Annotated in this window: 17 protein-coding genes and 1 pseudogene; 6 read left to right on the top strand and 12 right to left on the bottom strand. The window is 52.5% G+C overall.

Annotation, left to right across the window (positions count from 1 at the left end; translation table 11 throughout):
* Positions 1-42: 42 nt before the first annotated feature.
* The 8 genes and pseudogenes from ON072_RS02595 to ON072_RS02560 form a co-directional block, all read right to left on the bottom strand.
* Positions 43-663 (bottom strand): thiol:disulfide interchange protein DsbA/DsbL, encoded by a 621-nt coding sequence (locus ON072_RS02595; RefSeq protein ID WP_025888354.1) that lies wholly within the window; start codon positions 661-663, stop codon positions 43-45.
* A gap of 35 nt (positions 664-698) precedes the next feature.
* Positions 699-1,520 (bottom strand): SDR family oxidoreductase, encoded by an 822-nt coding sequence (locus tag ON072_RS02590; protein ID WP_025888352.1) that lies wholly within the window; start codon positions 1,518-1,520, stop codon positions 699-701.
* Positions 1,521-1,637: 117 nt separating this feature from the next.
* Positions 1,638-2,846, bottom strand: a complete 1,209-nt coding sequence (locus ON072_RS02585; protein WP_028779362.1) for an HD-GYP domain-containing protein — start codon at positions 2,844-2,846, stop codon at positions 1,638-1,640.
* A 278-nt stretch (positions 2,847-3,124) separates the two neighbouring features.
* The gene (locus ON072_RS02580; RefSeq protein ID WP_223828941.1) at positions 3,125-3,631 is read right to left on the bottom strand and encodes a DUF2919 domain-containing protein; all 507 of its coding nucleotides are present in this window, start codon (positions 3,629-3,631) and stop codon (positions 3,125-3,127) included.
* A gap of 296 nt (positions 3,632-3,927) precedes the next feature.
* A pseudogene (locus ON072_RS02575) lies at positions 3,928-4,209 on the bottom strand (IS4 family transposase); the annotation flags it as partial.
* A 148-nt stretch (positions 4,210-4,357) separates the two neighbouring features.
* Positions 4,358-6,364 (bottom strand): NAD-dependent DNA ligase LigA, encoded by a 2,007-nt coding sequence (gene ligA, locus ON072_RS02570; RefSeq protein ID WP_190535627.1) that lies wholly within the window; start codon positions 6,362-6,364, stop codon positions 4,358-4,360.
* A 74-nt stretch (positions 6,365-6,438) separates the two neighbouring features.
* Positions 6,439-7,407, bottom strand: coding sequence for a cell division protein ZipA (zipA, locus tag ON072_RS02565; RefSeq protein ID WP_096141646.1), 969 nt, complete (start codon positions 7,405-7,407; stop codon positions 6,439-6,441).
* A 21-nt stretch (positions 7,408-7,428) separates the two neighbouring features.
* Positions 7,429-10,854, bottom strand: coding sequence for a chromosome segregation protein SMC (locus tag ON072_RS02560; RefSeq protein ID WP_261752452.1), 3,426 nt, complete (start codon positions 10,852-10,854; stop codon positions 7,429-7,431).
* Positions 10,855-11,096: 242 nt separating this feature from the next.
* Between ON072_RS02560 and cysZ the strand changes: the two genes are divergently transcribed.
* The gene (cysZ, locus tag ON072_RS02555) at positions 11,097-11,867 is read left to right on the top strand and encodes a sulfate transporter CysZ (RefSeq protein WP_274625941.1); all 771 of its coding nucleotides are present in this window, start codon (positions 11,097-11,099) and stop codon (positions 11,865-11,867) included.
* 74 nt (positions 11,868-11,941) lie between these two features.
* Here cysZ and ON072_RS02550 read toward each other — a convergent pair whose 3' ends face one another.
* Both ON072_RS02550 and ON072_RS02545 read right to left on the bottom strand, forming a co-directional pair.
* Positions 11,942-13,066, bottom strand: a complete 1,125-nt coding sequence (locus ON072_RS02550; RefSeq protein ID WP_101058192.1) for a beta-ketoacyl-ACP synthase III — start codon at positions 13,064-13,066, stop codon at positions 11,942-11,944.
* Positions 13,067-13,077: 11 nt separating this feature from the next.
* Complete coding sequence (locus tag ON072_RS02545) at positions 13,078-14,184, bottom strand: RDD family protein (protein ID WP_425289639.1); 1,107 nt, start codon at positions 14,182-14,184, stop codon at positions 13,078-13,080.
* Positions 14,185-14,462: 278 nt separating this feature from the next.
* Here ON072_RS02545 and cysK point away from each other — a divergent pair, with 278 nt between their 5' ends.
* From cysK to ON072_RS02520, 5 genes are all read left to right on the top strand, one after another.
* Positions 14,463-15,431, top strand: coding sequence for a cysteine synthase A (gene cysK / locus ON072_RS02540; protein WP_025011786.1), 969 nt, complete (start codon positions 14,463-14,465; stop codon positions 15,429-15,431).
* Positions 15,432-15,664: 233 nt separating this feature from the next.
* Positions 15,665-16,735, top strand: coding sequence for a methyltransferase (locus ON072_RS02535; RefSeq protein ID WP_274625940.1), 1,071 nt, complete (start codon positions 15,665-15,667; stop codon positions 16,733-16,735).
* A gap of 91 nt (positions 16,736-16,826) precedes the next feature.
* Positions 16,827-17,834, top strand: coding sequence for a TDT family transporter (locus ON072_RS02530; protein ID WP_274625939.1), 1,008 nt, complete (start codon positions 16,827-16,829; stop codon positions 17,832-17,834).
* A gap of 425 nt (positions 17,835-18,259) precedes the next feature.
* The gene (locus tag ON072_RS02525) at positions 18,260-21,154 is read left to right on the top strand and encodes a TonB-dependent receptor (protein WP_044734326.1); all 2,895 of its coding nucleotides are present in this window, start codon (positions 18,260-18,262) and stop codon (positions 21,152-21,154) included.
* Positions 21,155-21,457: 303 nt separating this feature from the next.
* Positions 21,458-24,103: a TonB-dependent receptor plug domain-containing protein gene (locus ON072_RS02520; RefSeq protein ID WP_028779373.1), complete on the top strand. Its 2,646-nt coding sequence runs from the start codon at positions 21,458-21,460 to the stop codon at positions 24,101-24,103.
* Between the two features lie 83 nt (positions 24,104-24,186).
* On the opposite strand, the gene panF is transcribed toward ON072_RS02520, so the two are convergent.
* Positions 24,187-25,635 (bottom strand): sodium/pantothenate symporter, encoded by a 1,449-nt coding sequence (panF, locus tag ON072_RS02515; RefSeq protein WP_144379855.1) that lies wholly within the window; start codon positions 25,633-25,635, stop codon positions 24,187-24,189.
* On the bottom strand, positions 25,632-25,844 hold the full coding sequence (locus tag ON072_RS02510) for a DUF997 family protein (RefSeq protein WP_025011781.1): 213 nt from the start codon (positions 25,842-25,844) through the stop codon (positions 25,632-25,634). Before ON072_RS02510 ends, panF begins: the two co-directional genes overlap by 4 nt.
* Positions 25,845-26,273 lie beyond the last annotated feature (429 nt).

Raw genomic sequence — 26,273 nt, 5'->3', positions numbered from 1 at the left:
CCTCTTGATTGCATTTTCTTGACTGCATTTGCAAAGTGGTCGCTATGGCGCTTCCTGGTTCAAATAGAGGACAAGCGCTGCCAGCTCCTTGGGATCTGAGCTTTGGGAGGTGATCAAATACTTGCCATTGACCAAGAGTGAAGGCACACCACGGATCCCTGAGAGCTGAGTCTGGGTATCATAATTGGCCAACGCCAGCTTGCTGTCGGCCGAGCCCAAGGTTTGGTTAAGCTCTTGCTCATTGACCCCCTGCGCCAAGAAGAAATCCTTCAACTGCTGCGGCCGATCAAAAGCCTGATGTTTCTCATGGATCCTGTTGAAAATATTGCCGTGCACCTGATCGGTTATCCTGAATTTTTGCGCCAGATAATAGGCTTCCTGACTGAGGATCCAGGAGGGACGCCCGGCACCGACCGGGGTTCGTTCAAAATCCAGTTTCCCCTTCAGCAGGGCAGCAGTTTGCTGCATCAAGGGATCCTTGTGATAGCAATGGGGGCAGTTATAGGAGAAAAACTCTCTGACTATGCCACTCTTGGCTTCCGGGATCCCTGGCACCTTGACATAATCGCGCCCTTCCTGAAAATCGGCCGCACTGGCACTGAAACTGCCGAAGGCCAAGAGTATCAGCGGCAAGGCTCTCACCATTCTGGATAAAAAAGACATAGGGTTTCCTCTTGTTCTGTTTTTAGTCACGCTTTTTATTGGCAAGCGGCAATAAGGCTATCAGCCTCGGGGTAACTGTATTCAAAGTCAAGCTCGCGGCAGATGAGAGAACCATCCACCCACTTACCGGTTTCACTCTCTGTTGCAAACTCAGGCGATGCCAGGCCAAGCGCCTTGGCGGCAAGCGGATAGAATTCTTGCCTGGTTGGATGACACGGCGCACAAAGGTTATAGATGGCCCCTGGGTTAGCGGCGGTCAATAACTGCAGGCAGGCATTTATGCAATCATCGAGATGCACCAGATTCACCACGGCGTTTGCTCCGGGCAGCCCTTTCTTGCCGGCCAGGAAGCGCCCGGGGTGACGGCCAGGTCCAACCAAGCCAGCAAATCGGATGACAGTGACTTTGAGACCTTCGTTGGCAAGCGCCAGTATCTTCTGCTCAGCCATCGCCAAGGTGCCGGAATAGCTGTCCGCCGGAGCATCAACAGATGTCGCCTCTGTGACCACGCCCTGAGACTGTGGGTAAACCCCTGAACTACTTATAAACAACAGACGTTTGATGGAACTTGCTGCAATCACAGGCAATAAACGCTCGAGAGAGGACAGATAATCATTGGCGCCACGCCTGAGGCCGGGGGGGATATTGAGCACCAAGGCATCACAGCCATCCGGTAACGAAGGTAAAGGTGCAGGCTCAGCAAGATTGAGGGTTACGGCATCCATCCCCTCTTTTCTCAACAGATCCGCGCCCTCCTCGGTACGCTTACTGCCGCAAACCTTAACGCCTCTGGTCTGCAGTTCCTTCGCCAGTGGCAAACCAAACCAGCCGCAGCCCCAAACCGCAATATGTTTCATCGCCCTACTCCGTTGTAAACCGAGCTCAAGCATAAGACAAATAACAATAAAAACCAGAGGTGGGCCTATGAGTGGCCAAACTTTGGCCGCTCACGGCAAGAGAAAGCGGGTTGCAAACTATTCCAGGGCGCTAAAATAAAAACTGATGCTGGCACCGGTTTGCAGGGTTTTTGAGGCGCCTTCGGTCAGTTCATCAGACTTGAGCACGGCCTCCACGCTGACCTCCTCATCCATCAGAAAGCGCAACTTAGGCTCGCTGCCATCGCGTTTACAGGCCCAGACCTGGGGTTGTCGCACCTCTGCGGTCGTCATCATCACCTTGCCGACACTGTTGTCAGACAGACTCACCAGGGTGCCAGGCGGATATATACCCAGCACCTTGACCAGCGCCGAAATCAACTGCTCCTGATGTTGGCCGACCCGATTTTTAAACAGATAACCCAGGGCAATTTGCGGTGACACCATCTCCTGACGCGCCAATTGGCTGTCATAGTCATTGGCCAGTGCCACTATCTGAGTGGTCAGGGGCAGCTTGGCCAGCTTGAGCCCATCGGGGTAGCCTGAGCCATCGATAAACTCATGGTGATGCATCACTATATGCAGTACCTCATTGCCGAACAGGCCACTGCGCTTGAGCATGTCATAGCCAAAATTGGGATGCATGGAGAGAAAATTGCTTTCATGGGGGCTCAAGGGGCCGCGCTTGCGCCTGATGGCATCGGGCACCTTGAGTTTGCCTATATCGTGCAGCAGTGCCCCCAGAGCGATGTCCCTCAGCTTGTCCTTGGACAACTCAAGCGAATGACCGATCATCAAGGCCAGTACCGCCACCGATATCCCGTGCTGAGTCACGCTGGGAGCGCCTTCACCACTGGACACCAAGGCCAACTTGGGATTATCGGATTCTAACAGATGCTCCAGCATCAGCTCTACCAGAGCTGAGGCTTCACGAACGGCGCCTTCGGGATCGGACACCAACTTACTGACCACGGTACGACTGTCATTAATGGCATTCAAAAAACGCCCCTGGCTCTTGCGTATCGCCTTGCGGGCAGAGGCTTTGGGATCCGGTTTATTGTCCTTTGTTTGCTCTGTTGCCTGCTGCGCCTCGTCTTCCTCTTCAATCACATCATTGAGCAGCTCCTCGTCGGAGAGCAAGATGACATAGGGCACCCCGAGATTACGGATCATCTCTATCTGGCTGGCATCTTTGATTTCTATACGATTGAACAAAAAGGGATGATCTGTCCAGGACAGAGGCAACTTGACTGTAATGCCGGTTTGCAGGCGTGACAGCGGGAGATGGATCCTTTCAGCTTTGGCCACTCAAAGTTTCTCCAGAGAACAACTTGATAAACAAGGTTTTAAAAACCAATACCCAAGAGTCTTAACTATAGACCATTGAAAACCAAGCGTAAGACTTCAGCGCCAAATTTATGACAAAAACAGCATATTTGACAGTGTTTTAGTTCCTAAACGGCCGCTGAAGCCCTTTTCTGTTCATATTTCATCCAAAATAGTTGCAATTGATAACTCTTTAAGCCGAAATATGCCAAGGGGTCTCTGTTTTATATAGCAAAAAACTGCCAACCTTGCCTTGTATGTCACTCCAACTTGTCTTGTTTTTGCCAGTCGTTCAAATAGTGGCGCAAATGAGCCGACTTGGCGAGGTACAGCAAAGACCAGAACAGCAGCAAGGCATCCAGCGCCAAATTCCAACTGAACAGCCAGTCGCTGTGACCAAGACGTTGAATAAGCAGCATGCCGTCTATCCCCAGCAACAGCGCCAACCACCAACGAATTTGCCGAAATAGTGGGATCACCACCTCAAATACCCGTTTACGTTCCGCCACGATCAAACCATAGACCAGCAAGGCGCCGACGCCGGCGGCCAGAGCCAATAGGAAGTCGCTCTTTTCCGGATAAAACAGCCGCACCAGAGCAGCCCTGTCGCTGGCCTGGGTCAGGGACGCTGCAAACACACACCAGCCGCGGGCCAGAAACAGCACTATGATGTAAAGCAGTAACGGCGGCTTGATATGACCGTTATTGTCGAGCCAGCGTACATGTTCAAATTTAAGCAAGGGCAGAATTCCATCATTGTGACTCACCCAGACAGACCCTGGCGCAGCCATCATAAAAAAGTAACCGAAAGCGCTCACGCTTGTGACTGACTCCGGCTTTTAGGCAGATGAACCTACAGGCCTTGAGTCCGAAGCATCTTCCAAAACAATGAGGTGGGTCCTGCGGCGGCGCAATTCAAGTTGTGTAAGACAAATAAGCTAAATAAGGGGGCCTGAACAGACTGTTTGGCTTTTTGAGTCTGAAATGTTAAGAGTCCTTATCAACTCGGGTCAGTTGATGCTAAGTGAACATAAAAAAGCCCTGCAGCTTGGCACAACGTAGTTCACTTAAGCGGAGCTGCCTTGTGATTAACAGGATATCGGGTCTTTGATATTTTTACCGCCCTAGGCCGATTTGGCTTAGGGCGTTTGTCTATAAAAAGGATGGACAAGTCTCCTCGCAGACTGTTTAGACGCTTCGGCGTATTACCTGGTGACACCGCTTTGCTCATGACTTTGAGCTGACTTGCGATGAACTGACAAGCGTACTTAAAGCTGATTTCATTGGGCATTCGACCATGCTCTACTGCCGCTTGGCTCGCTTCTCGTCTCACCAAGTCATAACCAAAGTCGGCAAAGCAGTTTTGAATAGACATAAAAAATCGGAAACCTACAAACAGGTTTCCGATTGTCTCTCATCAGGAGGTTCGGTCAACCGATCCTTATCTGATCTACGTTGCGCAGCTTAGCGGGGCTTAAACAGAGAAATAAAGCTCAGGGCTGCAGCAGCGCCAGCAGGCCGGCTTCATCCAACACCTTAATCCCCAGCTCATTGGCCTTGGTCAATTTGGAGCCAGCGGCCTCGCCGGCCACCACGCAGTCTGTCTTCTTGGAAACACTGCCGGACACTTTGGCGCCGAGCGCCTCCAGCTGCGCCTTGGCGTCAGTGCGGCTCATCTGGCTCAGGGTGCCGGTCAATACCCAGGTCTGCCCCTTGAGCGGTTGCTCGTCTTCAGACGGCGCTTCGATGGCAGGCCAGGTCACCCCGGCGGCCAGCAGTTTATCTATCACCTCAAGGTTGTGGGGCTGAGCAAAAAAGTGCGCCACATGCTGAGCCACTATGGCACCGACATCTTCCACTTCAATAAGCTGCTCGACACTCGCTTGCTTGAGGGCATCGAGCTCTTTGAAGTGCCGTGCCAGGTTGGCGGCGGTGGATTCACCCACCTCACGGATCCCCAAAGCGTAGAGAAACTTGGCCAGGGTTGTTTGTTTGGCCGCCTCTATGGCCTGCACCAGATTGGTGGCCGACTTGAGCCCCATCCGCTCCAGCATAGTCAGGGCCGAAGCCGTGAGTGAGAACAGATCCGCCGGGCTCTGTACCAGCTCCTTATCGATCAGCTGCTCGACTATCTTGTCGCCCATGCCGTCTATATCCAGCGCCTTGCGGGAGGCAAAGTGTTTGATGGCTTCCTTGCGCTGCGCTTCGCAGAACAGGCCACCGGTGCAGCGGGCCACGGCTTCGCCCTCGAGGCGTTCCACCTGAGAGCCACAAACCGGGCATTGCGCCGGGAAACAGATCTCTTTGGCATCCTCAGGTCTTTTTTCCGGCACCACGGCAACCACTTGCGGGATAACATCACCGGCGCGGCGAATGATCACTGTATCGCCAATTTTGACCCCAAGGCGGGCGATTTCGTCGGCGTTGTGCAAAGTGGCGTTGGAAACTGTCACCCCACCGACAAACACAGGCTTGAGCCTGGCGACCGGTGTCACGGCGCCGGTGCGGCCTACCTGAAAGTCGACCCCTTCGAGCAGAGTCATCTCTTCCTGGGCCGGAAACTTGTAGGCGATGGCCCAGCGCGGTGCACGGGAGACAAATCCCAGTGTTTGCTGCGCTTCTATGCTGTTGACCTTGAATACCACACCATCGATTTCATAGGCCAAAGCACTGCGGCGCGCCATAATATCCCGGTAGTAGTCATCCACTTCGCTGAGGTCCTTGGCAAGGCGGATCTCACTGCTGACCGGCAATCCCCAAGTTTTAAGCTGCTGCAACTGCCCAAGGTGGGTGTCCGCCAGCGGGAAGGATTCCGGCTCAACCACACCCAATGCATAAGCGTAAAACGCCAGTGCCCGGGAGGCAGTGATCTTGGAGTCCAGCTGCCGCAAACTGCCGGCGGCGGCATTACGCGGATTGACAAACAGCTTGTCTCCCTTGGCTCGGTTACGCTCGTTGAGCGCCTCGAAGGCCGCCTTGGGCATGAATACTTCACCGCGCACTTCCAACAGCGGCGGATAATCATTGCCCCTGAGTTTCAGCGGCACGGCCCGAATGGTACGAACGTTTTCGGTAATATCTTCACCGACCGCGCCATCGCCCCGGGTGGCGGCACGCTCCAGCACGCCATCGCGATAGAGGATACTGACCGCCAGACCATCGAGCTTGGGCTCGCAGCAATAACTGAATTCGCCGACTCTGTCAGTCACCCGCTTATGGAAGGCGGCAAAGTCTTCTTCACTGAAGGCGTTGTCCAGACTGAGCATAGGTTTGAGGTGAGTCACCTGTTCAAACTTGGCCAGCGCCAGACCACCGACTCTGAGGCTTGGAGAGTCGCTGCGTTGCAGTTCAGGGTGCTCGGCCTCCAGCGTCTTGAGCCGCTGCATCAGGCGGTCATATTCAGCGTCGGGAATGCTGGGGTTGTCATCCACATAGTAGCGAATGTTGTGCTCGTTAATGGTACTTATCAGCTGATCAATTTCGTTTTCAATGGCTTGCATAAAAATTCCGCACAAAACAAAGGCCGCAGAGGCGGCCTTGGATAGAGAGACTCACACAGGCTCCCTGATGGATATCAGCCCTGAGCCCGAATACGGCCCAGGTAAGCTTGTTTGGTGTCCTGATGCCATGGCTGACGCTGGCCGTCCAGCAGATCGGCACCAAGATCATCCGCCAATTGATGGGCGGAATTGAGCATGATGGAAAAGTTCATCAGCGGATCACCGTGACAAGGCAAGGTCATAAACAGAACTATCCCTTGAGTGTTGAACTGCTCCATGTTGTCCGGGTCAAACACCCCGGGCTTAACCATGTTGGCCAGGGAAAACAGCACCCGACCTGTGCCGGCGTTGTCTTCATGGCGATGGAAAATGTTCATGTCACCAAACTTGAAGTTCAGTGCCAACAGGCAAGGCAGCAGCTCAGCACCGCTGAGGCTCTCGCCCTCTTTGGCAACCACATGCAGTACCAAAACATCTGTGGGATCGGGCAACTCATCGTGGCGCGATTCTTCCTTGGCCTGCTCGCGGGTCTGTTGTTCAGTGGCAAGTTGTGGCTCTGGCTGGCTGTTTACCTGATGACCGGCCTGGGCTGTGGTTTGAGTGTCGCTGTGATTATCAGCACCCAGCCCAAGCTCCATCTGCATTTCGGCAGTATCTTCTTCATCATCGATATGTAACACAGGCTCTTGCCGTTGTGGCTTGCTGTTCACTCTCGGCTCGGGTTTGGCGCCTGAGAGGGAAAACGACTGTTCGCCTTCAACTTCATCCTGCTGAGGCGGCTGGAAACCAGGTTTACGCAACTTGCTGCTCTTGAGCTTGGGCGGCTTCTCGTCCGGCGAAATTTTACGCACCCTCACCTCACCAATTCCATCGGCATCGAAACCTTCGCTGTCACGCCGGGCCTGGTCCTTGTAGAAACCTGTCAGCGGATTTTCTTTCAGCGACTTGGGCTGTTGTTTGCGGATAGACCAGAAACCGTGAACCAGCACGGCGATGATGGCAATCGCACCCAACACAAACAATACCAGTTGCAAATTTTCCATTGGTTACCTGTTTTCCTATGGTTATCCGGCGTCGGCCATAGCCACCGCTTCTTCAATATCGACTGCGACTATGCGAGAGACACCCGGCTCATGCATAGTGACACCTATCAACTGATCAGCCATCTCCATGGTGAGTTTATTGTGGCTGATATAGATAAACTGTACGCTGTCCGACATCTCCTGCAAAAGGCGGCAGAATCTGTCGACGTTGGCGTCATCCAAGGGTGCATCGACCTCATCCAGCATACAAAAAGGCGCCGGATTGAGCCTGAAAATCGCAAACACCAATGATAAAGCCGTCAGAGCCTTTTCTCCACCCGAAAGTAGATGAATCGTGCTGTTCTTCTTGCCCGGTGGCCGGGCCATGATGGTCACTCCGGTATCGAGCAAATCATCGTCTGTCAGTGCCAAATAGGCACTGCCGCCACCAAATACCTTGGGAAACAACTCGCCCAGTCCGGCATTGACCTGCTCAAAAGTCGCCTTGAAGCGACTGCGGGTTTCCCTGTCTATCTTGCGGATCGCCTCTTCGAGACTGGCCAGCGCCTTGTTGAGATCTTCATCCTGGGCATCGAGATAAGCCTTACGTTCTTTTTGCTGCTCATACTCTTCAATGGCCGCCAAGTTAATGGCGCCGAGGCGACTTATCTTACGCCGAACCGATTCCAGTTCATCCTGCCAGGGCGCTATTTTTGCTTCATCCGGCAGGTTTGCCGCCACTTCATGCAGCTTGATCTGCTGCTCACTGAGCTGCGCCAATTGGCTGTCGGCCTGACCTTTCAATCCCTCGCGACGTAACTTTAACGTGCTGATTGTCTGAGTCAAGTGCTCCAGTTGTCCAAGCTGTTGTTTTTGCTTTAAAGCTGTACTATCCAACTGCTGTTGCTGCTCGGCAAGTTTGGCCCGGGTGCGCTCAAGCTCCGTCTGCATCCCGTGCTGCAGCGCAAGCAACCCTTCCAGGCGTTGCTCCAGCGGTTGCAGCTCGGCCGTATCTGCATCTTGCTGCGGTTTATCCAGCAATTCCCTGCGCTTATGCTCGGCCTGCTGCAACTGCTCGGTCAACTGTTTATGCCGCTGCGATGCCAACGCCAAGGCGGTTTTCTGCTCCGCCAGAGTCCCGTTCAAGGTTTTTAACTGGCGCTCGAGTTCGCTCAGGCTGACTTTAAGGCTGTTTTTTTGCTGATTGGCCTCGTTGTGGCGCTCACTCAGCAATCGCTCCTGCCGCTGGCGCTCATACAGAGTATCATCGGCAGCAAACTGACTCTCAATCAGCGTCTCCAGCTCAAGCTGCTCCTGCTCGAGGCGCTCTTTCAACTCGGCGATTTCCGCTTCTATCTGTTGCCTTTGTCTGAGTTCGCGTGCCGCCTGCTCGGTGGCCGCCTCACAAGCCATCACAGCGCGGGTCAACGCCAGTTGCTGTTGCTGTAGCGCCTCGGACTTGAGCTGCTGAGCCTGCCTTAATTCGTTGAACCTATCCTGAGCCGCTGTGGTTTGTTGCTGCGCGTGCCGGCTCTCGCTTGCAAGCTTATCGAGCTCGGCCTGAATGGCGCCCAGCTCGGCGGTAAGCTTCACCAGTGACTGGCCATCCTCGGCAAGTGTCAGCTTTACATCATGCGCAAAAAGGTTGCCATCGCGGCAGAGGATCAGTTCCCCCTCTGCCAGCCCCTGCTCGAGCAAGTTGGATGCCTGCTGCGCCGACTCGGCCCAGCGCACCCTGTTAAGCCAGGGGCTTAAGTTGACGCCGGCGCTGACCGGCCCCCAACTTTGGCGGCGAGTCTGAGCAAAACCCTTGCCATCAAATGGTTTGGAGTCAGGATAGACAGCGGCGCGCATCAAGGGGCCAAGCCAGGCCTCAACCACTTGCTCCCAACCGGCCTCAACCTGAATTTCCTGCCAAAGCTGAGTCAAGGCAGTTTGTGTTGCTTGCGTTGCTTGAGCGGCGCCTTCGAGCCACTGACTTATCAGCTCCAGGCGGCCAGTTAGCCCCGAGCGGCGCTGCACCAACTGCTGCTCCGCTTGTCTTGCTTGCTCCAGCGCCTCCTGGGCCTTGGTCAACTCTGCGCCATGCCGTTCGATATCGGTTTTAGCTGCCGCCAATTGTGACTCACACAAGCTGACCTGCTGCTGAAGCTCAGCCGGGTTTGCCCCGTTATCGGCCTCAGGTTGCTGCAATCTTGCACTGAGCTTATCAAGCTGCTCGCTGCGCTGGGCATGTTGCTGCTTAAGATGCTGCTCCCGGGTAGCGGCCAGCTCCTGTTGATGCTTGATATCTCTGACCGCAGTCACCGCCTGTTGCAACTCGCCGGCAAGGCTTTCACTTTGCGAGAGCGCCGCTTCATACTGCTGGCTCAGTTCAAACTGCTGCTCTTCCAGCTCTTCCTGGCGCGGCAAATGTTGCTGCAAACTGTCATCCAGGGTTTGCTCCTGCTGCTTGGCCTGAGTCAGCTGTTCATTCAATGTGGCGATTTGCTGTTGCAGCGCACCCAATTCAGATGCCTGCTGTTTATCCCGTTCTTTGAGATACTTGAGCTGCTGCTCGATACGGGCGATTTCAGTGTTGTTGTGATAAAAATCGGCAACCTGGCGCTGCTCCTTTTCACTGAGTTCATCCTGAGCCAGCTTTTGCCGAGTCAGGCTCAACTCCAACTCTTGTTTCTGCGCCTGTTGCTGGGCCAGCTCGGTCTCCAGCCTTTCTATCTCGCTGTTTTGCGCCTCGGCCTGATCATTGAGCTCCAAAAAACGCATCACCAAGAGTTCGGCATGCAAGCGCCGCTCGCTTTGCTTGTATTCCCGGTAGCGTTTGGCGGCCTGAGCCTGAATCGTCAACTTATCCAGTTGCTTACCCAGCTCGGAGCGAATATCCCCCAGGCGCTCAAGGTTTTCACGGGTATGGCGAATACGGTTTTCCGTGTCCTTGCGCCGCTCTTTATAACGGGAGATGCCTGCGGCCTCTTCGATAAAGACCCTGAGTTCCTGTGGTTTGCATTCGATCAAGCGGGAGATGGTGCCCTGGCCTATGATGGCGTAGCTGCGCGGCCCAAGGCCGGTGCCCATAAAGATATCCGTAATATCCTTGCGGCGACATTTTTGACCGTTGAGAAAATAAAGGGCTTCGCCATCGCGGGAGACCTGGCGCTTGACGGAGATTTCACCGTAGTTGGCATACTGGCCGCCGATACGCCCAAGGGCGTTGTCGAATACCAGCTCAACGCCGGCGACAGAAACAGGCTTACGGGCACTGGAGCCGTTAAAGATAACATCGGCCATGGAGTCACCGCGCAGGTGTTTGGCCGAGCTTTCACCCAGCACCCAGCGCACGGCATCAATCACATTGGATTTACCACAGCCATTGGGGCCGATTATGGCCGTCAGCGGATTGAGAAAAGGGATTTTGGTAGCATCGACAAATGACTTGAAGCCAGCGAGTTTTATCTGTTTGAGTCTCATATTTGCCGTTGGATGTCAGTGCCGATTGTTTTTGTTTTGCGGGCCAATCCTGAAAGAAATTCAATAGCCTGATTGAAACGCCGCCGTCCTGGCCCAAGAAGCTGTATAAGCGCTGTCACTTTAGCAAAGCGGGCCGCATTTTGTAACGTTTTTTATTCCCTTGGCTGCGTTTTTCCCTTGTTTTCGTGGCCTTGGTTGCTCAAAATCGGCCTAAGTATTCTTTTATTGAGAGTAAGTGGTACATGTCCGCATCTTCAAGACCCGCCAAGAGCGGCGTCAACTATTTTCTCGAAGGCTTTAGCCTGATCAAACAACCGGGCTTGCGCAGCTTTGTGTTTATTCCGCTGATGATCAACCTGCTGTTGTTTGCCGGCGTCATCTATTTTGCCATAGGCCAACTGGGGAATGTGTTTGCCTGGCTCGAAGGGCAACTGCCGGACTATCTCAGCTGGCTTAATGTGATCCTCTGGCCACTGGCGATTATCACCCTGCTGGTGCTGCTGTCGTTTATCTTCAGCTCTGTGATGAACTGGCTGGCAGCGCCATTTAACGGCCTGCTGGCCGAAAAGGTAGAGCAACTACTGACCGGCAAGCCGCTCAATACCGGCGGCACCTTGGATTTAATCAAGGATCTGCCGCGGATCCTCGGCCGTGAATGGCAAAAGCTGGTGTATTACCTGCCGCGAGCCATACTGATCTTGCTGCTGTTTTTTATCCCGGTGATTGGCCAAACCGTTTTCCCTGTGGTCTGGTTTATCTTCAGTGCCTGGATGATGAGCATCCAATACTGTGACTATCCTTTCGATAACCACAAGGTGGCGTTCAAAGAGATGAAGTTTGCCCTGAAAAATACCAAGGGCAGCAGTATGAGCTTCGGCGCCGCCGTCACCCTGTTTTCCATGATCCCGATAGTCAACTTTATCGTAATGCCGGTTGCCATTTGCGGTGCCACCTCCATGTGGGTCGACAAATATCGCGAAGCCTATCGCAATCCGGGCATAGCGCCAGATTAAGCGCCGTAAGGCCAATTGAGACACAAAAATGCCTGCAGTTGCAGGCATTTTTTATTGTTGAGGAAAGACCTGCCTTAACAGGCACGCAGAATTAAACTGCCGATGGAGTAACCCGCACCAAAGGAGCTCAACAGGCCCAGCTCCCCCTGTTTGAAGTCCTGGTGATATTTATGGAAAGCGATTACCGAGCCGGCCGATGCCGTGTTGGCGTATTGATCCAGCACCACGGGCGCCTTCAAAGGCTCAGGGGTTTCACCCAGGAGCTTTTTCACCACAAACTGGTTCATATTGATATTGGCCTGATGCAGCCACAGACGCTTGAACTGCTCCGGCGTGATACCTGCTTCTTCGAGCTGCGCATCCAAATGCTGGTATATCATGGGCAGCAGCTCTTTAAAGACCTTGCGCCCCTGTTGATGAAACAACTTGTCTGCCTCGCCGGAAGTGGCCGGATCACAACGGTTAAGGAAACCAAAGTTGCTGCGGATATTGTTCGAGTAATGGGTAAAGCAGCGGCTCGACAAAATTTCAAAGGCTTGCTGGGCGCGGCAAGTTGCGGCCGGCTCCAATACCAAGGCCGTTGCCACATCACCGAAAATAAAATGGCTGTCGCGGTCACGATAATTGACCTGAGCCGAACATATCTCAGGATTGATGACCAACACGCGCCCGGCGCTACCACTGCGAATGGCATTGGCCGCTGTCACCAGGGCAAAAGTCGCCGAGGAACAGGCAACCTGCATGTCAAAGCCATAACCCCGGGTGCCGAGGGCTTGTTGAATTTCAATCGCCATCGCCGGATAGGCCCGCTGGGTGTAGGCACAGGCGACTATCACCAAGTCAATGTCATCCGCCTTGAGGCCGGCGTTATCAAGCGCTTGCTTGGCCGCATGCAAGCCCATTTCAGCCTGCAGTGACAGGCTGTCGCTGGCACGTTCAGGGATCAACGGCATCATGACTTCAGGATCCAAGATCCCCTCTTTGACCATCACAAATCTGTGTTTGATGCCTGACGCTTTCTCAATAAACTCACTCGATGAGTAATTCAGCGCCGCCACATGGCCAAGATCTATCTGGGCACGGTTCTCGGTATTGAACAGGTCAACATACTGATTGAAGCTGTCCACCAGTTCTTGATTGGTTATTCCTTCCGGAGGGGTAAACAGCCCGGTACCGGAAATGACAATCGCATCCTTCATAAACTACCTTCTTATTGTTTTGTGACCGGATCCGCCTGCAGCACCGTCTCTGTTGGACTCATGCGTGGCTTACTCAGATCGATGACAACTGTTGCTGAGATCTTATCCTGGATGGCTTGCCTGTTGGCATCCCAAAAAATCTGCAAGAAACCCAGCAGTCCAGTGGCAAAGCCTGCACCGTATCCCCCGTAACGGCCAAAGGCGTCCCATAGGGAAAGCTTACCACCTCCGAGGGAAATCACCCGCACCCGCATGATTTTTTTGCCTAAAGTCTGACCATCAAACCAGGCAGTGAACAAGGTAAAATAGAATGCCGCCCAGCCAAATCCAAACCCGAGGTCATTGAGCATCCCCTTGGCCCAAGCGAGCAAACTGTATTGTGTTTCTTCCTCCTGCTCGTCCTCTTCAGCTCCCGGTCTTGAGTCGTCTTCGGCAGATGCCGGCTTGGTTTGTGTGTCGATTTTTGCATCGGTTTTTGCATCGGTTTTTACATCGTTTTTTGCATCGGTTTGTGCGTTAGCCCTTTCATTGAGTGCCGCTACAGACTCGGGCTTGATTGAAGCCAACTGCGGCATCAAGTCTGCATTTATCGCCGCAATATCGGCTGAAGCAAGCGGCAAGTCATCCAATGCACCTTGCAGCATGGTCTCGGCCTGGGTACGTGACAGCCCTGCCTCAGCCGCGGCATTGACCAGCAAACCCGCTTCATGTTGGGCACAGGCCTTGTCCTCACACAAACTCAAACGCAACAGCTGCGGCGTCAAGGTCAGCAGTGTCTGCCCCTGAATTTCATTATCGCGACGCTCTTGCAGGCCGTTGACTTTTATCATCTGCGGCACCGCAGACCAAAGCAAAACCACCGCCATAAACAGGTACAAAAGCCCCTTGGCCCAAGTGGAGATCCTGTTGGCGTGATTGTGTATATAATAAGCCAGCAGGCACACCAAAAGCACAAACAGCGGGCCGGCCTGTTCGGCCAGTACTGCGATCAACAAACCGTCTATCGTGATAGCCAGCGCCCTTTTCCAAGGCTTTGCCAAGGGGGTGTAGAGTAGCTCCGGCGCCACACTGAATGCGGCCGGTGTCACTATGCTGCGGGGATCTTTGCCCGGATACAGCTTAAAGCCGCTCTGTTCCCCGGTTCGATTCGGATTTGCCTCCTCGGCATTGAAGTTGTGATCCAAGCCTGCTCTCCTATTTGGAATAGAATGTTGATTTTTGGTTAACATCGAATTGGCGTTGAGATTAACATAAAGCTAAACTGGCTTACTCCGAAGTTACGAATAACAGAGATTCATGTAATAACTAAAAAGAATAAAGAAGAACAAAGATTCACTTCTCTTTGATCTCATGGAGATTATGCTTTAGGGATGCAATCAAAGGAGGCCAGCAAGCCATGAGCAAAATTTTCGAAGACAATTCCTACACCATTGGTAACACTCCACTGGTTCGTCTTAACCGCGTCAGCAACGGCAAGGTGCTGGCCAAGGTAGAAGCCCGTAACCCAAGCTTCAGTGTCAAATGCCGTATTGGTGCCAATATGATTTGGGACGCCGAGAAAAAAGGCCTGTTGACCAAAGACAAAGAGCTGATTGAGCCCACCTCGGGAAATACGGGTATTGCGCTGGCCTATGTTGCCGCGGCCCGAGGTTACAAGTTGACTCTGACCATGCCCAACACCATGAGTCTCGAGCGCCGCAAGCTGCTCAAGGCACTGGGCGCCAACCTGGTACTGACTGATGGTGCCAAGGGCATGAAAGGGGCCATCGAAAAGGCCGAGGAAATCCGCCAATCGGCGCCGGATAAATATCTGCTGCTGCAACAGTTTGACAACCCAGCCAACCCTGAGATCCACGAAAAAACCACAGGTCCTGAGATCTGGAACGATACCGATGGTCAAATCGATGTATTTGTTGCCGGTGTCGGTACCGGCGGCACCATTACAGGGGTGAGCCGTTATATCAAGAACACTCAAGGCAAGGCGATCACTGCTGTGGCCGTTGAACCAGCCGACTCACCAGTGATCAGCCAGACTCTGGCGGGCCAACCTGTGCAGCCGGGTCCGCACAAGATCCAGGGAATAGGCGCCGGCTTTATTCCGGGTAACCTGGATCTGGAGCTGATTGACAAGGTAGAGCTGGTCACCAATGACGAAGCGATAGAGATGGCTCACAGGCTGATGAAAGAGGAAGGCATTTTGGTGGGGATCTCCTCCGGTGCCGCCGTCGTTGCCGCCAACCGCATCGCCGCTCTGCCAGAATTTGCAGACAAAAATATAGTGGTGATCCTGCCATCTGCCGCCGAGCGTTATCTGTCCTCGGCCCTGTTTGTCGGCCAATTCGGCGATCAGGAAAACGTGCAGTAAGTAAGCATAAACCGCAACTTGAAAGCCCTGTCTAATGACGGGGTTTTTTTATACCTCTAACGCTATCAGCCCAAACGCAGCGAACTGAAGACCCCCTTTTGATGCCACAATTCAAAGCAGCAGTAACCACATATTTGCCCTCTTGATCAAAGTTTTATGCAACTGGCCTGTACTTGACTTGGGCTTTGGGCCATAAAGGCTTTTTTTGAACCTTTCCCACGGCTCCCAAGACAATGCCCTTTTTCAGTGAACCCGCCAAACTCAGTGCCTTCGAAGCCAAATTTGAAGCACAAAAAATCGCCTTCGCTCCGGTCAGTTTTCAGGTGACCCGCTGCCTGCTGCAGTTCGATATCCTCAAGCATATAGATGCCGCAGGCGATGAGGGCATTAGCCTTGAGATACTCAAAGAACAAACCGGGCTGACAGAATATGCTCTGGGCGTTCTGCTCGATATGGCGCTCTCCATGGGGCTAGTTTGGCACAAGGGAGACAATTACATCCTCGACAAGACAGGCTGGTTTCTGCTGCATGATGATATGGCCGCCACCAACCTCAATTTTATCCACGACATCTGTTACCAAGGCCTGTTTCATCTGCAACAGGCGCTGGAGCAAGGCTCTCCCGAGGGACTGAAAGTATTCGGCGATTGGCCCACTATTTACCCAGCCCTGAGTCAGTTACCGACAGAAGCGAAACACAGCTGGTTCGCCTTCGATCACTATTATTCAGATCATGCCTTTGACAGCCTGATGCCACGCATATTTGCCAAAGGGCCAACTCATTTGGTGGATATCGGCGGCAACACCGGCAAATGGGCCTTGAAATGTGCCGGCTACAATACACAGTGCCGGGTAACCATAATGGACCTTGCTCCCCAGCTTGAGCTGGCCGCCGAGGCAGCAAAAGCCGCAGGTTTGAGCGGGCGGATATCCGGCCTGGCGTGCGATCTGCTTGCCCCTGACGGCCCCTTTGTGACCGACGGCGATCTCTATTGGATGAGCCAATTCCTCGACTGTTTCAGCGAGGCACAAATCCTGGCCATCCTGCAGGCTTGTGCCAAAGCCATGCCGGCGACAGCCGAACTCTGTATTCTGGAAACCTTCTGGGACAGGCAGCCCAATGCCGCTTCCGCCTACTGTGTCAATGCCACCTCGCTCTACTTCACCGCCATGGCCAATGGCAACAGTCGTATGTATCACTCCAAGGTATTGCTGAAACTACTGCAACAGGCAGGTTTCTATGTCGATGAAGATATCGATGACATAGGGCTTGGGCATACTCTGCTGCGCTGCAAGCTTAAATAAATTTGAATCAATGAATAACTTAATTTCGATTTTATTAATCAAAGACCGATTTTAGACTAGGACCATCAAATTGGAATCTAGAGGTCACAGTATGAAACTCGTTGCCACTACCACTGAAGAACTCAGCACTCACGAGTCCAAGTTCAGTAAAGCCGCCTTCAGGCGGCTGCCAAGCCCTCTGGCCGGGTTGGCGCTGGCTATCGCCAGCCTGGGCTGGGCCTGGGAAAACGTGTCAGCAGAATTTCCCGGCCTGGCATTGGGCGCGGCGATTGCCGGCATATTACTGTCTCTGCTGACAGTCAAATTCATTCTGCATCCTGAATTACTGAATGAAGAACTGCGCCACCCTGTGGTCGGCAGTGTGTTGCCCACCTTTGCCATGGCACTGATGGTGATTTCTAAAGCCGTAGGGATCCATCTTCCTTTGTGTGGCTTCCTGATCTGGTTGACGGCTATCGCCATTCACTGCTGTTTACTGGCGGCCTTTGTGCTGCATAGAGCAATGGACTTCAACCTGGAGCATATGGTGCCCAGTTGGTTTGTGCCCCCTATCGGCATGGTGGTGGCAGCCGTGACCTTTCCCGGCGCCGAAGCCGGCGAGGTAGGCGCTCAAATCGCTCACATCATTCTGATGTTCGGCCTGGTCAGTTACTTGGTGATGCTGCCTGTGATGCTCTATCGCTTGATCTTCTGTAATCCGGTCGCGGATGCAGCCAAGCCTACCATAGCGATTCTGGCAGCACCGGCCAGCCTGTCTCTGGCCGGCTATCTGACCCTGACTCCGGCTCCTGAGCTTTGGTTGGTCGCCCTGCTGCTGAGTCTGGCCCTGCTGATGACCCTGGTCATCTATCTGGCCTTCCTGCACTTGCTGCGCCTCCCTTTTAGCCCTGGGTTTGCTGCCTACACCTTCCCCATGGTGATAGGAGCCACAGCCCTACTGAAAACAGCCGCCTGGTGCAACAGCCAACCCATGCTGCAATCGCTGCACCGGCCACTGGCGCTACTTGGAAATATTGAGCTTGTGATAGCCAGTGCTATTGTCGGCTTCGTCGCTATCAGTTACCTCAGACACTACCGCCCCTGGTCTCTGGGAAACTGAAATTCCCATACACAGAAACCCGCAAGAGCGTGATACAAATCACGCTTTTGCGATTTATTGGATCTTCAATGGTTCATTGAAATCTACTCAAGCTCCTAGACAAAGCAAATTCAACTCTTCACTACGAACAAGTTTAAACATTAATAAAACATTTTAATCCACACAAATTTACAACATAGAATAGTTTGCTAATTAATGTGACTAATTAGTCAGCAAGATCGAGAGCCACAACAAATAAACGCTGTACGTTATATTTATGATAACAAGATGGGTATATTTGGTTTCAGTATAATTTAATTACATCTGTATTATCCTTGTTGCACTTTTTATTTCACTAAGGTTATATTCCTGATACATCCGGAAACATTTTTTAATTAATTCGGATGAAAAAAATAAAAACACACATAAGTATCAGGGAGAAAATAATGCAAGCTAATTCTAAATTAGCCAAAGCAGTGCGCTTTGCGTTAATTGGTGGTGTTGCAACTGCAGCTTATTCCGCACCAGCATTGTCGGCAGAACAAGATCAGCAAACGGCTAATTCTGCCGTTGAGCGTATCTCTATCACTGGCTCACGTATCGTACGTGAAGGTGCCGTGGCCCCTACCCCGGTGACAGTAATTTCGGGTGAAGAACTTCTGTCTACCGGTGTTACCAACATAGGTGAAGCCCTCAACCAGTTGCCTGCTCTAGGTAACACCTATTCTCTCGCCAACTCTGGACGTTACATTGGTACTGCCGGAGCCAACCTGTTGGATCTGCGTACCATGGGTACCGACAGAACCTTGGTGCTGGTTAACGGTAAACGCCATGTTGCCAGCTCAGCGGGAAGCTCTTCGGTTGACGTAAACACGATTCCGAGTGCCTGGGTCGAAAAAGTGGAAGTCATTACGGGTGGTGCATCTGCTATTTATGGTGCAGATGCAGTAACAGGCGTAGTTAACTTCATTCTGAAAAAAGACATTGTCGGCTTGGATATTTCCGCTATCAAAGGTCGAGCCGATGACAGTGGTTTTGGTAAAGACAGAGTTTCGCTTTCTTACGGTACAGATATCAATGATGGTCGCGGTAATATCGCCTTCGCCGCAGAATACAGCGCTCAGGATAGACTCAGAGCGTTCGATCGTGATCAAACCAAAACCTCATTTACCAGTCTGAAAAATACCAACAGACCCAAGGATGCCGACGGTAACTATATCGATTCCAATGATCCGTCTGATCCAGACAAGTATTTCCTGCCAAACGGCGGACATTATAAGATCAGCAACGCCGGTACCTTCTTCCTGGATGGTTGGAAGACCTTCAATCCAGACGGGACTATCCGTGATGTCTACATCGGCCCTAAAGTTGATGGGAACTATTGTGTCGACTGTGACTTCACCAACTTGAGACAGTTTGAAGATCTGCAACCAGAATTCAAGCGTTATAACCTCAACCTGAAGAGCAATTATCAGCTGAATGACGATATGAACCTCTACTTTGAGGCCAAATATGTCAACAGTCAGGCCAGTGATTATGGTCAGCCTGCCTTCTTCTTTGGCAACAAGGTAAACACAATTAAGGTTGATAACCCTTATCTGGATCCCAACCTTGTTGCTCTGATGAAGAGCAACAAGGATGCGGACGGTAACCCTCAGCCACTGGATTCAATCGTCATCAACCGTTTCATGGCCGACCTGGGCCAACGTGTCGAGGACGACACCCGTGAAACCCAGCGCTACGTACTGGGTCTAGAAGGCGTCTTGGCTGATGACTGGGATTATGACCTGTACGCCATCTATGGCCAGACAGATCTGGAACGGGTGAACAAAAATAACCTGATTTATGCCAACTACCAAAATGCCCTCGATGCTGTCATGCTCGACGGTAACATAGTCTGTCGCAGCGAAACCGCCCGCGCTGAAGGTTGTGTGCCGGTCAACATTTTTGGTGCAGGTAACCCAAGCCAGGAAGCCATTGACTACATCAATACCACTTCTGTTGGCACCGCAGTGATCAAGCAAACCGTTTTGGGTGGCACTATCACCAATTCCGGGCTATTCGAACTGCCAGCCGGTTATGTAGGCCTGTCTACCGGTGTTGAGTACCGCAAAGAAGAGAGTGAGATCAAAGAGCCTGAGAATGCTGCAGGCACATTTTTCAACGCCTTGGGTGAAGACAAAGGTGATTTCGATGTCAAGGAAGTGTTTGCCGAAGTATCAATACCTCTGCTGGCCGACTTGCCGCTGATCCGTCAGTTGGATATGGATCTGGCCGTACGGTTCGCCGATTACAGCACCATTGGCAATGCGACCACCTGGAAAGCCGGTCTGAGCTGGGAAATCAACGACGAGTTGAGAATGCGCAGTACCTATGCTGAAGCCATTCGAGCGCCTAATATCAGCGAGCTGTTTGGTGCCCCAAGTCAAACTTTCTTCCGGGTTGATGATTCATGCCGTATTGATAACCTCAATAACCTGGCCGATTCTTCCACTCGCCGCAAGAACTGTGCCGCGCTGGGTGTACCTACTGATTTCAATGATCAGTACGATGCCAAAAGCATAGAAGGCAAGAGCAGTGGTAACCGGGAACTGAAACCTGAAGAGTCCACCAGCTACACTGTAGGGCTTATCTATCAACCTGAGTTTATCGAAGGTCTGTCTATGACACTCGATTACTGGAACATCAAGATTGATGATGCCATCAGTTCTATCGCGGCTCAGGACATCATAGATCGCTGCCTGGATTCGACCAGTGGTATAGATAACCAGTATTGCGCGCTGATCACCCGTGACCCATCTTCACACCAGATAACGTTGATTCAGAGTCACTCTCTGAACGTTGCAGCCTTGGAGGCCTCTGGTGTTGACTTGGATCTGGCTTATAAGACTGACATTCTGGGTGGTGATTTCAGTGCCAACCTGATTGCGACTCACCTGCTTAAGCGCCGGAACTTCTCCTTCCAGGATAATCCCAGCGATTACGAAGAATTGGCCGGCACTTTGGGATATGCAGATTGGCAGGCTAACCTGACTCTGAACTACAAGTATGAAAACTGGCTCAGCTACTGGCGTACCCGTTTCGTCAATGACGTCAGCTTGTACACAGATAAGGAACTGGCTCGCAACGCAAACCCAAGTTCAAACATGCAGTACGACGATTACTTCATCAGTGATGTCGCCGTGGGTTATCAGTTTGATTCCGGTATAACGCTTAAGTTCGGTATCGACAACCTGTTCGATAAAGACTTGCCTTATGGTACGACCGGTACCACAGCAGGTTCTGCAGCGTACGATAACGTCGGTCGCTTCTACTACACCAGTCTGAGCTATTCCTTCTAAGCTCATTTAAACTGAATATTATTCGGTAAATAAGCGGCGCATTTTGCGCCGCTTATTATTTATTCAATCAACCCCAAAAAAATGTTAATTAAATGTTTTTATTGTGTTTTTAAATATGGTGGCCAATGTTTTTTAATGGTTTCAAAACATCTGATTACATCTTTATTACAATAAATAATCGGGTAACAAGCATTTAACCACTTGTATTATTTGTATCTTAATGGTTACATTTTGTCGCCGAATTGTTCTATGCCGGCTCGAATAAATACAAAAAGACAAAATAAATATCATAAAAGGATATAAATGATGAATCTCAGTGTCAGCAAAGCTGTGCGCTTCGCCCTCTTTGGCGGCGCAGCAGCGGCCACTCTTAGCCTACCTGCAGTTCAAGCCAACGAAAACGAACAACTGGAGCGCATCGAAGTTACCGGTTCACGTATCAAGCGTACCGACATGGAATCGGCACTGCCGGTAACTGTGATGAGTTCTGAAGACATAGCCAAAACCGGTCTGACAGATGTTTCTGCGGTACTGGCACAAATGCCATACAACACTGCGGGCAGCTTCATCAGCGACGCCGGCAGCTCTGCCAGTAACCATGCCAGCTCGGGCATGCGTGGTCTGGGTTCAAACCGCACCCTGACCCTGATCAATGGCCGCCGTATCGCACCATCAGCCACTTTTGGTGCCGATGCAACCAACCTTAACCTGATCCCTATGGACGCCATCGAGCGCATTGAGATCCTTCGTGACGGCGCTTCTGCCATCTATGGTTCCGATGCCATTGGTGGTGTAATCAACATCATTCTGAAGAAGAACTATGACGGCCTTGGATTCGATCTGAAATACGCCAACCCGACTCAGGGTGGCCGTGATGAAATGTCGGCGTCGATGACCTTCGGTAACACAGGCGATAAGAGCACCAGCCTGGTAATCATAGAGCACAAGAAGTTTGATCCTCTCAAGGGTGGTCAGCGTGATCATTTGACCGCCAACTGGGATGAGGCCTATGGCCGCAGCTCTCTGTATGCACCGGAAGGTACCTGGCGCCCAGTGGCTGCCCGCCCAGGCAAAAAAGAAGACGGAACCTTTGAAACGCCAACCTACACAGGTAACTATGTACCGGGTAAAGACTGTCCGGCCGATCAAATCGTTCAGAGCAAAGATGGTCCACGTTGTGGCTATAGCATGTATGAAGGCACCGATTACCTGCCGGATCAGACCAAAGACTCTTTGTTCAGCAACCTGACTTACAGAATTACCGACAACCTGGAGTGGTTCGGTCAGGCGATTGTGATGCGTGACAAGTCCACGACTTCCTCTACCGCACTGTGGACCCCTAACCTGTACATAGCTGCCGACAACCCACTGAACCCAACTTATGGCACAGCCAACGCCAGCGAAGTACAGGCTTACCACCGTCTTACCGGTGTGGCCGATCGCAGCACGACGTTCAAGTCCGATGTGATTGACGTGGTTACCGGTCTGAACCTGGAGCTGGATGCCGGTTCACTGAACTGGTATGTACAGTACTCAGATCAGCAGGTAGACATAAGCACTGACTCCTACGTGTTTGAAGACAACCTGCAACAAGCCGTCGATGCCGGCCTGTACAACCCATTTGTTCTGGGCGGCAATGCGACTCAGGCAACCCTGGACAGCTTCCTGCACACCGCCACCCGTCAAGCTGACTCCAAGACCACAGCGACTGCCATTTCCTGGGCTGCGCTGGCGCCTATCGCACTGCCAGGCGGTGACATAGGTTATGCCGTGGGTGCCGAGTACCAGAAGATGGAATTCAGCGATCGCCGCGACGCGCAGCAAGCTGCCGGCAAAGTACTGGGTACTTACGGTGGTGACTCCGCCGGTGAGCGTAACTACAAGGCTGCCTTTGTTGAGCTGGAACTGCCGGTCACTGACGATCTGAACATCAAACTGGCCAGCCGTTATGACCAATACAGCCTACCGGACGAAGGCCAGCTGTCCAGCTCTATCAACCTGCGTTACCAGTTGTTGGATAACCTGGTACTGCGCGCCTCTTACGGCCAGGGTTTCCGTGCTCCGTCACTGGATGATCTGCTGGGCGAAGCCGCTACCAGTTATGACAGAGTGATCGACACCAAAGGCTGTCAGATGCTGCCGGCTGACCAACGCGAAGGCGCTGATGTGTGTGAGTCAACTCAGTATCTGCGCAAGAGTTCAGGTAATCCGGAGCTGAAACCTGAAGAGTCTGATCAGTATGCCTTCGGTGCAGTGTGGAACATCACTGATGATATCTCTCTGGTTGTGGACTACTACAACATAGAGATCAGCAACCAGGTCAGCTACGTTGGTGCCCAGACTATTCTGGATCTGGAAGCCACGACCGGCCTCGGTGCGTACGATCCTAAATATGTCTATGTGAAGCGTGATACCGACGGCAAGATTGAAGAGATTGGCGCCGGCTACATCAACATGGACGGGGTACAAACCTCGGGTCTGGACGTCTCTTTCAGCTCGCGCTTCGAGCTGGGTAACTACGGCAACCTGAAGTTCGCACTGGAAGGCACCTATGCACTGGAATACACAGAGCAGGCCAGCCCGGTCGACCCACGTTACGACGTGCTGGGTACCAAGGGATATCCTGAGCTGCGTTTCAACTCCACCTTCAGCTATGAGTACGATGCCTTCAGCGCCTCGCTGATCGCCAAGTACATAGACTCCTATGCCGGTGAAACGCCACAGCAGCAAGCTGCCAACATCGACAAGCAGGACTTCGGTTCCTTCACCACTTGGGATCTGGCCATGAACTATGACTTTGACAAGTTCGGTAAAGTCACAGTCGGTGCCCGTAACCTGTTCGATGCCATGCCTGCGGTGAACTATGAGCTGTCCTACCCAGGTTATGACGCCGATACCCACAACATTATCGGTCGCGTAGTCTACGCGGGTTATCAGATCCGCTTCTGATAAGCGCTTTAATAGCCAAAAGCGCAGTCATTGACTGCGCTTTTTTTTGTTTAATTCCATCCTCAACAATCAAGCATGGAGCTTCATTCCGCTTTGTCCTGTGTGGTAACCAAAACTTCCCTTACCGGCAACCATGCCTGACAGCCCAACATGGCCAAGAGGGAAACCAGCAAGGCCGGTACCACAGGGTGAATATGAAGCGGCAAAGGCAAGGCCAGCCATTGCAGCATTCCATAACTCAGCAATCCGGAAATCATCGCGGCAAACACCGAGTTGCCAGTCAATGAAGGCCAGAATACCGCCGCCAATATTGGCCAGAGAAACACCGCCTGCAGCGCGCCGAAAGCCGCCAGATTGAGCCAGACTATCATGGCCGGCGGCTCTAGCGCCCAGTAACAGGCGAGCGCAGCAATCATCAACATAGCGATGCGGCTCAAACGCAGCTGGCTTTGCGCCGAGGTTTGTGGCCTCACCTTAACCCAGGCATCCCGCACCAGACTGACCGCTGCCTGCAGCAACATGGAGTCCACCGACGACATCACAGCGGCGATGGGCGCCGCCAGCAACACCCCGGCCAAAAGTGGCGAAAACAGTCCGGAGATCAAGGTCGGCATGATCTCATCCGGTACCTGCAAATCGGGATAAAGTGCCCTGCCCATCAAACCGATAAGATGCGGTAACAGTGTCATCAAAACACTGATAAGAGTGCCCCAAATAATGCCTTTCTTGAGCGCCTGGGTATCTTTAACCGCCAATAAACGCACCACAGTATGTGGCAGCCCAAGCGTACCGAAACAGATAAGCACCCAAAACGACAGCATCATGGGCCAGCCCAGTTGCCCTTCATTGCCGTGGGGCTGCAACAAGGCAGGATCTTCGCTGGCCACCTTGGACATCAACTCTGTCATCCCACCATGGCCAAGCAGGGTGAAAAACAGCAGCAAGAGCCCCAGTAGCATTACTATTCCCTGAAAGGCATCTGTGATGGTCACCGCCCGAAAACCACCGCTCAGGGTGTAAACCAACACTGTCACCACAAACAGTGCCAGCCCCAGGCTGTAGTCGATACCGCTGACCCCGGCAAACAACCTGGCGCCACCGATAAACTGCACCGTTATCATGGCGATAAATCCAAGCACCAAGGAGCCCAGCGCCAACATGCTGACTCCTTTATGTTCGAAGCGGGCATCCAACCACTCAATCAAGGTGGCGTAAGGCGCCTTGGCCGCGAGGATCTTCGGCCCCAGCACTCCCAGGGTCAGCATGGCGACCGGCACCTGGATCAAGGCAAGCCATACCCAGCCCAAACCTATCTTGTAGGCGGCGCCCGGACCACCAATAAAAGAGCTGGCGCTGGTATAGGTGGCCACCAGCGTCAAGGCCAACATGGGGCCATTGAGAAAACGGCCACCGATAAAAAAGCGCGCCGCCTTATCCTGATAGAGGCTGGCCTTGTCTTGTCTGGCGGCTATAAAGCGGGTCAACACCAGGCTGAGCAACAGATAAAGTAATACCGGGATAAGAGTGGTCACTCTTTATGCCCTCCCCGGCCAAACAGGTAGAAGAGTCCCATAATGAAAAACAGCGGGGTCAGGATACAGGACAGCCAAAACCATAAAGGCAGGCCGTAATAGTCAGGTTTTGAGTCCCAGACACCCATATCGGTCAACAGGGGCCCCAGAGCCCACAATAGGGCGTAAATCAGGGTAAGTATGATGGCCAGACGTGCCATGGATGGCATAACGGCCTCCTTGGATTGCTCCTGGGGTTGGAGCGTGACAGCAAAAAGAAAGCGTTGATTCTAATCAACTCTTCCCCCGAGTGCCAAGGCATGACTCAAGTTACGCTTTGGTTGTGGGATAAAGTTATCACCCGGTTACCTGATGATATTCAGTTAACTTTTTGACTGCATGCCGAATTAACCATGACAGGACTCACAGCCCTGAGCCTGCTCCCGAACAGGTCACAACGGCCCAAAATTCAAGACCCGGCTCAAACTTTGACACCAGTTTGTGAAGCTGCGGGAATAAGGATTTACTTAAATAGACTGTCGGCGGATCCCCCAGTGTCGGCGCTATGGCATACAATTGTTAACCTGCTCGCAAAATTTAGCTTTTCCCTGTGGGTAAAGGCCGATATCAGATGCCGACAGCGCGGCTCTGTGTTAATA

This window comes from Shewanella sp. K8, assembly GCF_028823715.1.
Taxonomy (GTDB): domain Bacteria; phylum Pseudomonadota; class Gammaproteobacteria; order Enterobacterales; family Shewanellaceae; genus Shewanella; species Shewanella algae.
Note: the sequence above shows the minus strand (reverse complement) of the source record. Positions and strands in the feature narration are given on the sequence as shown.

What these genes read in the sequence shown, in the direction of transcription:
- ON072_RS02560 (WP_261752452.1), bottom strand. Translation starts at nt 10,854, where the DNA reads ATGAGACTCAAACAGATAAAACTCGCTGGCTTCAAGTCATTTGTCGAT.
- cysZ (WP_274625941.1), top strand. Translation starts at nt 11,097, where the DNA reads ATGTCCGCATCTTCAAGACCCGCCAAGAGCGGCGTCAACTATTTTCTC.
- cysK (WP_025011786.1), top strand. Translation starts at nt 14,463, where the DNA reads ATGAGCAAAATTTTCGAAGACAATTCCTACACCATTGGTAACACTCCA.
- ON072_RS02590 (WP_025888352.1), bottom strand. Translation starts at nt 1,520, where the DNA reads ATGAAACATATTGCGGTTTGGGGCTGCGGCTGGTTTGGTTTGCCACTG.
- ON072_RS02520 (WP_028779373.1), top strand. Translation starts at nt 21,458, where the DNA reads ATGATGAATCTCAGTGTCAGCAAAGCTGTGCGCTTCGCCCTCTTTGGC.
- ON072_RS02595 (WP_025888354.1), bottom strand. Translation starts at nt 663, where the DNA reads ATGTCTTTTTTATCCAGAATGGTGAGAGCCTTGCCGCTGATACTCTTG.
- zipA (WP_096141646.1), bottom strand. Translation starts at nt 7,407, where the DNA reads ATGGAAAATTTGCAACTGGTATTGTTTGTGTTGGGTGCGATTGCCATC.
- ON072_RS02550 (WP_101058192.1), bottom strand. Translation starts at nt 13,066, where the DNA reads ATGAAGGATGCGATTGTCATTTCCGGTACCGGGCTGTTTACCCCTCCG.
- ligA (WP_190535627.1), bottom strand. Translation starts at nt 6,364, where the DNA reads ATGCAAGCCATTGAAAACGAAATTGATCAGCTGATAAGTACCATTAAC.
- ON072_RS02530 (WP_274625939.1), top strand. Translation starts at nt 16,827, where the DNA reads ATGAAACTCGTTGCCACTACCACTGAAGAACTCAGCACTCACGAGTCC.
- ON072_RS02535 (WP_274625940.1), top strand. Translation starts at nt 15,665, where the DNA reads ATGCCCTTTTTCAGTGAACCCGCCAAACTCAGTGCCTTCGAAGCCAAA.
- ON072_RS02510 (WP_025011781.1), bottom strand. Translation starts at nt 25,844, where the DNA reads ATGCCATCCATGGCACGTCTGGCCATCATACTTACCCTGATTTACGCC.
- ON072_RS02525 (WP_044734326.1), top strand. Translation starts at nt 18,260, where the DNA reads ATGCAAGCTAATTCTAAATTAGCCAAAGCAGTGCGCTTTGCGTTAATT.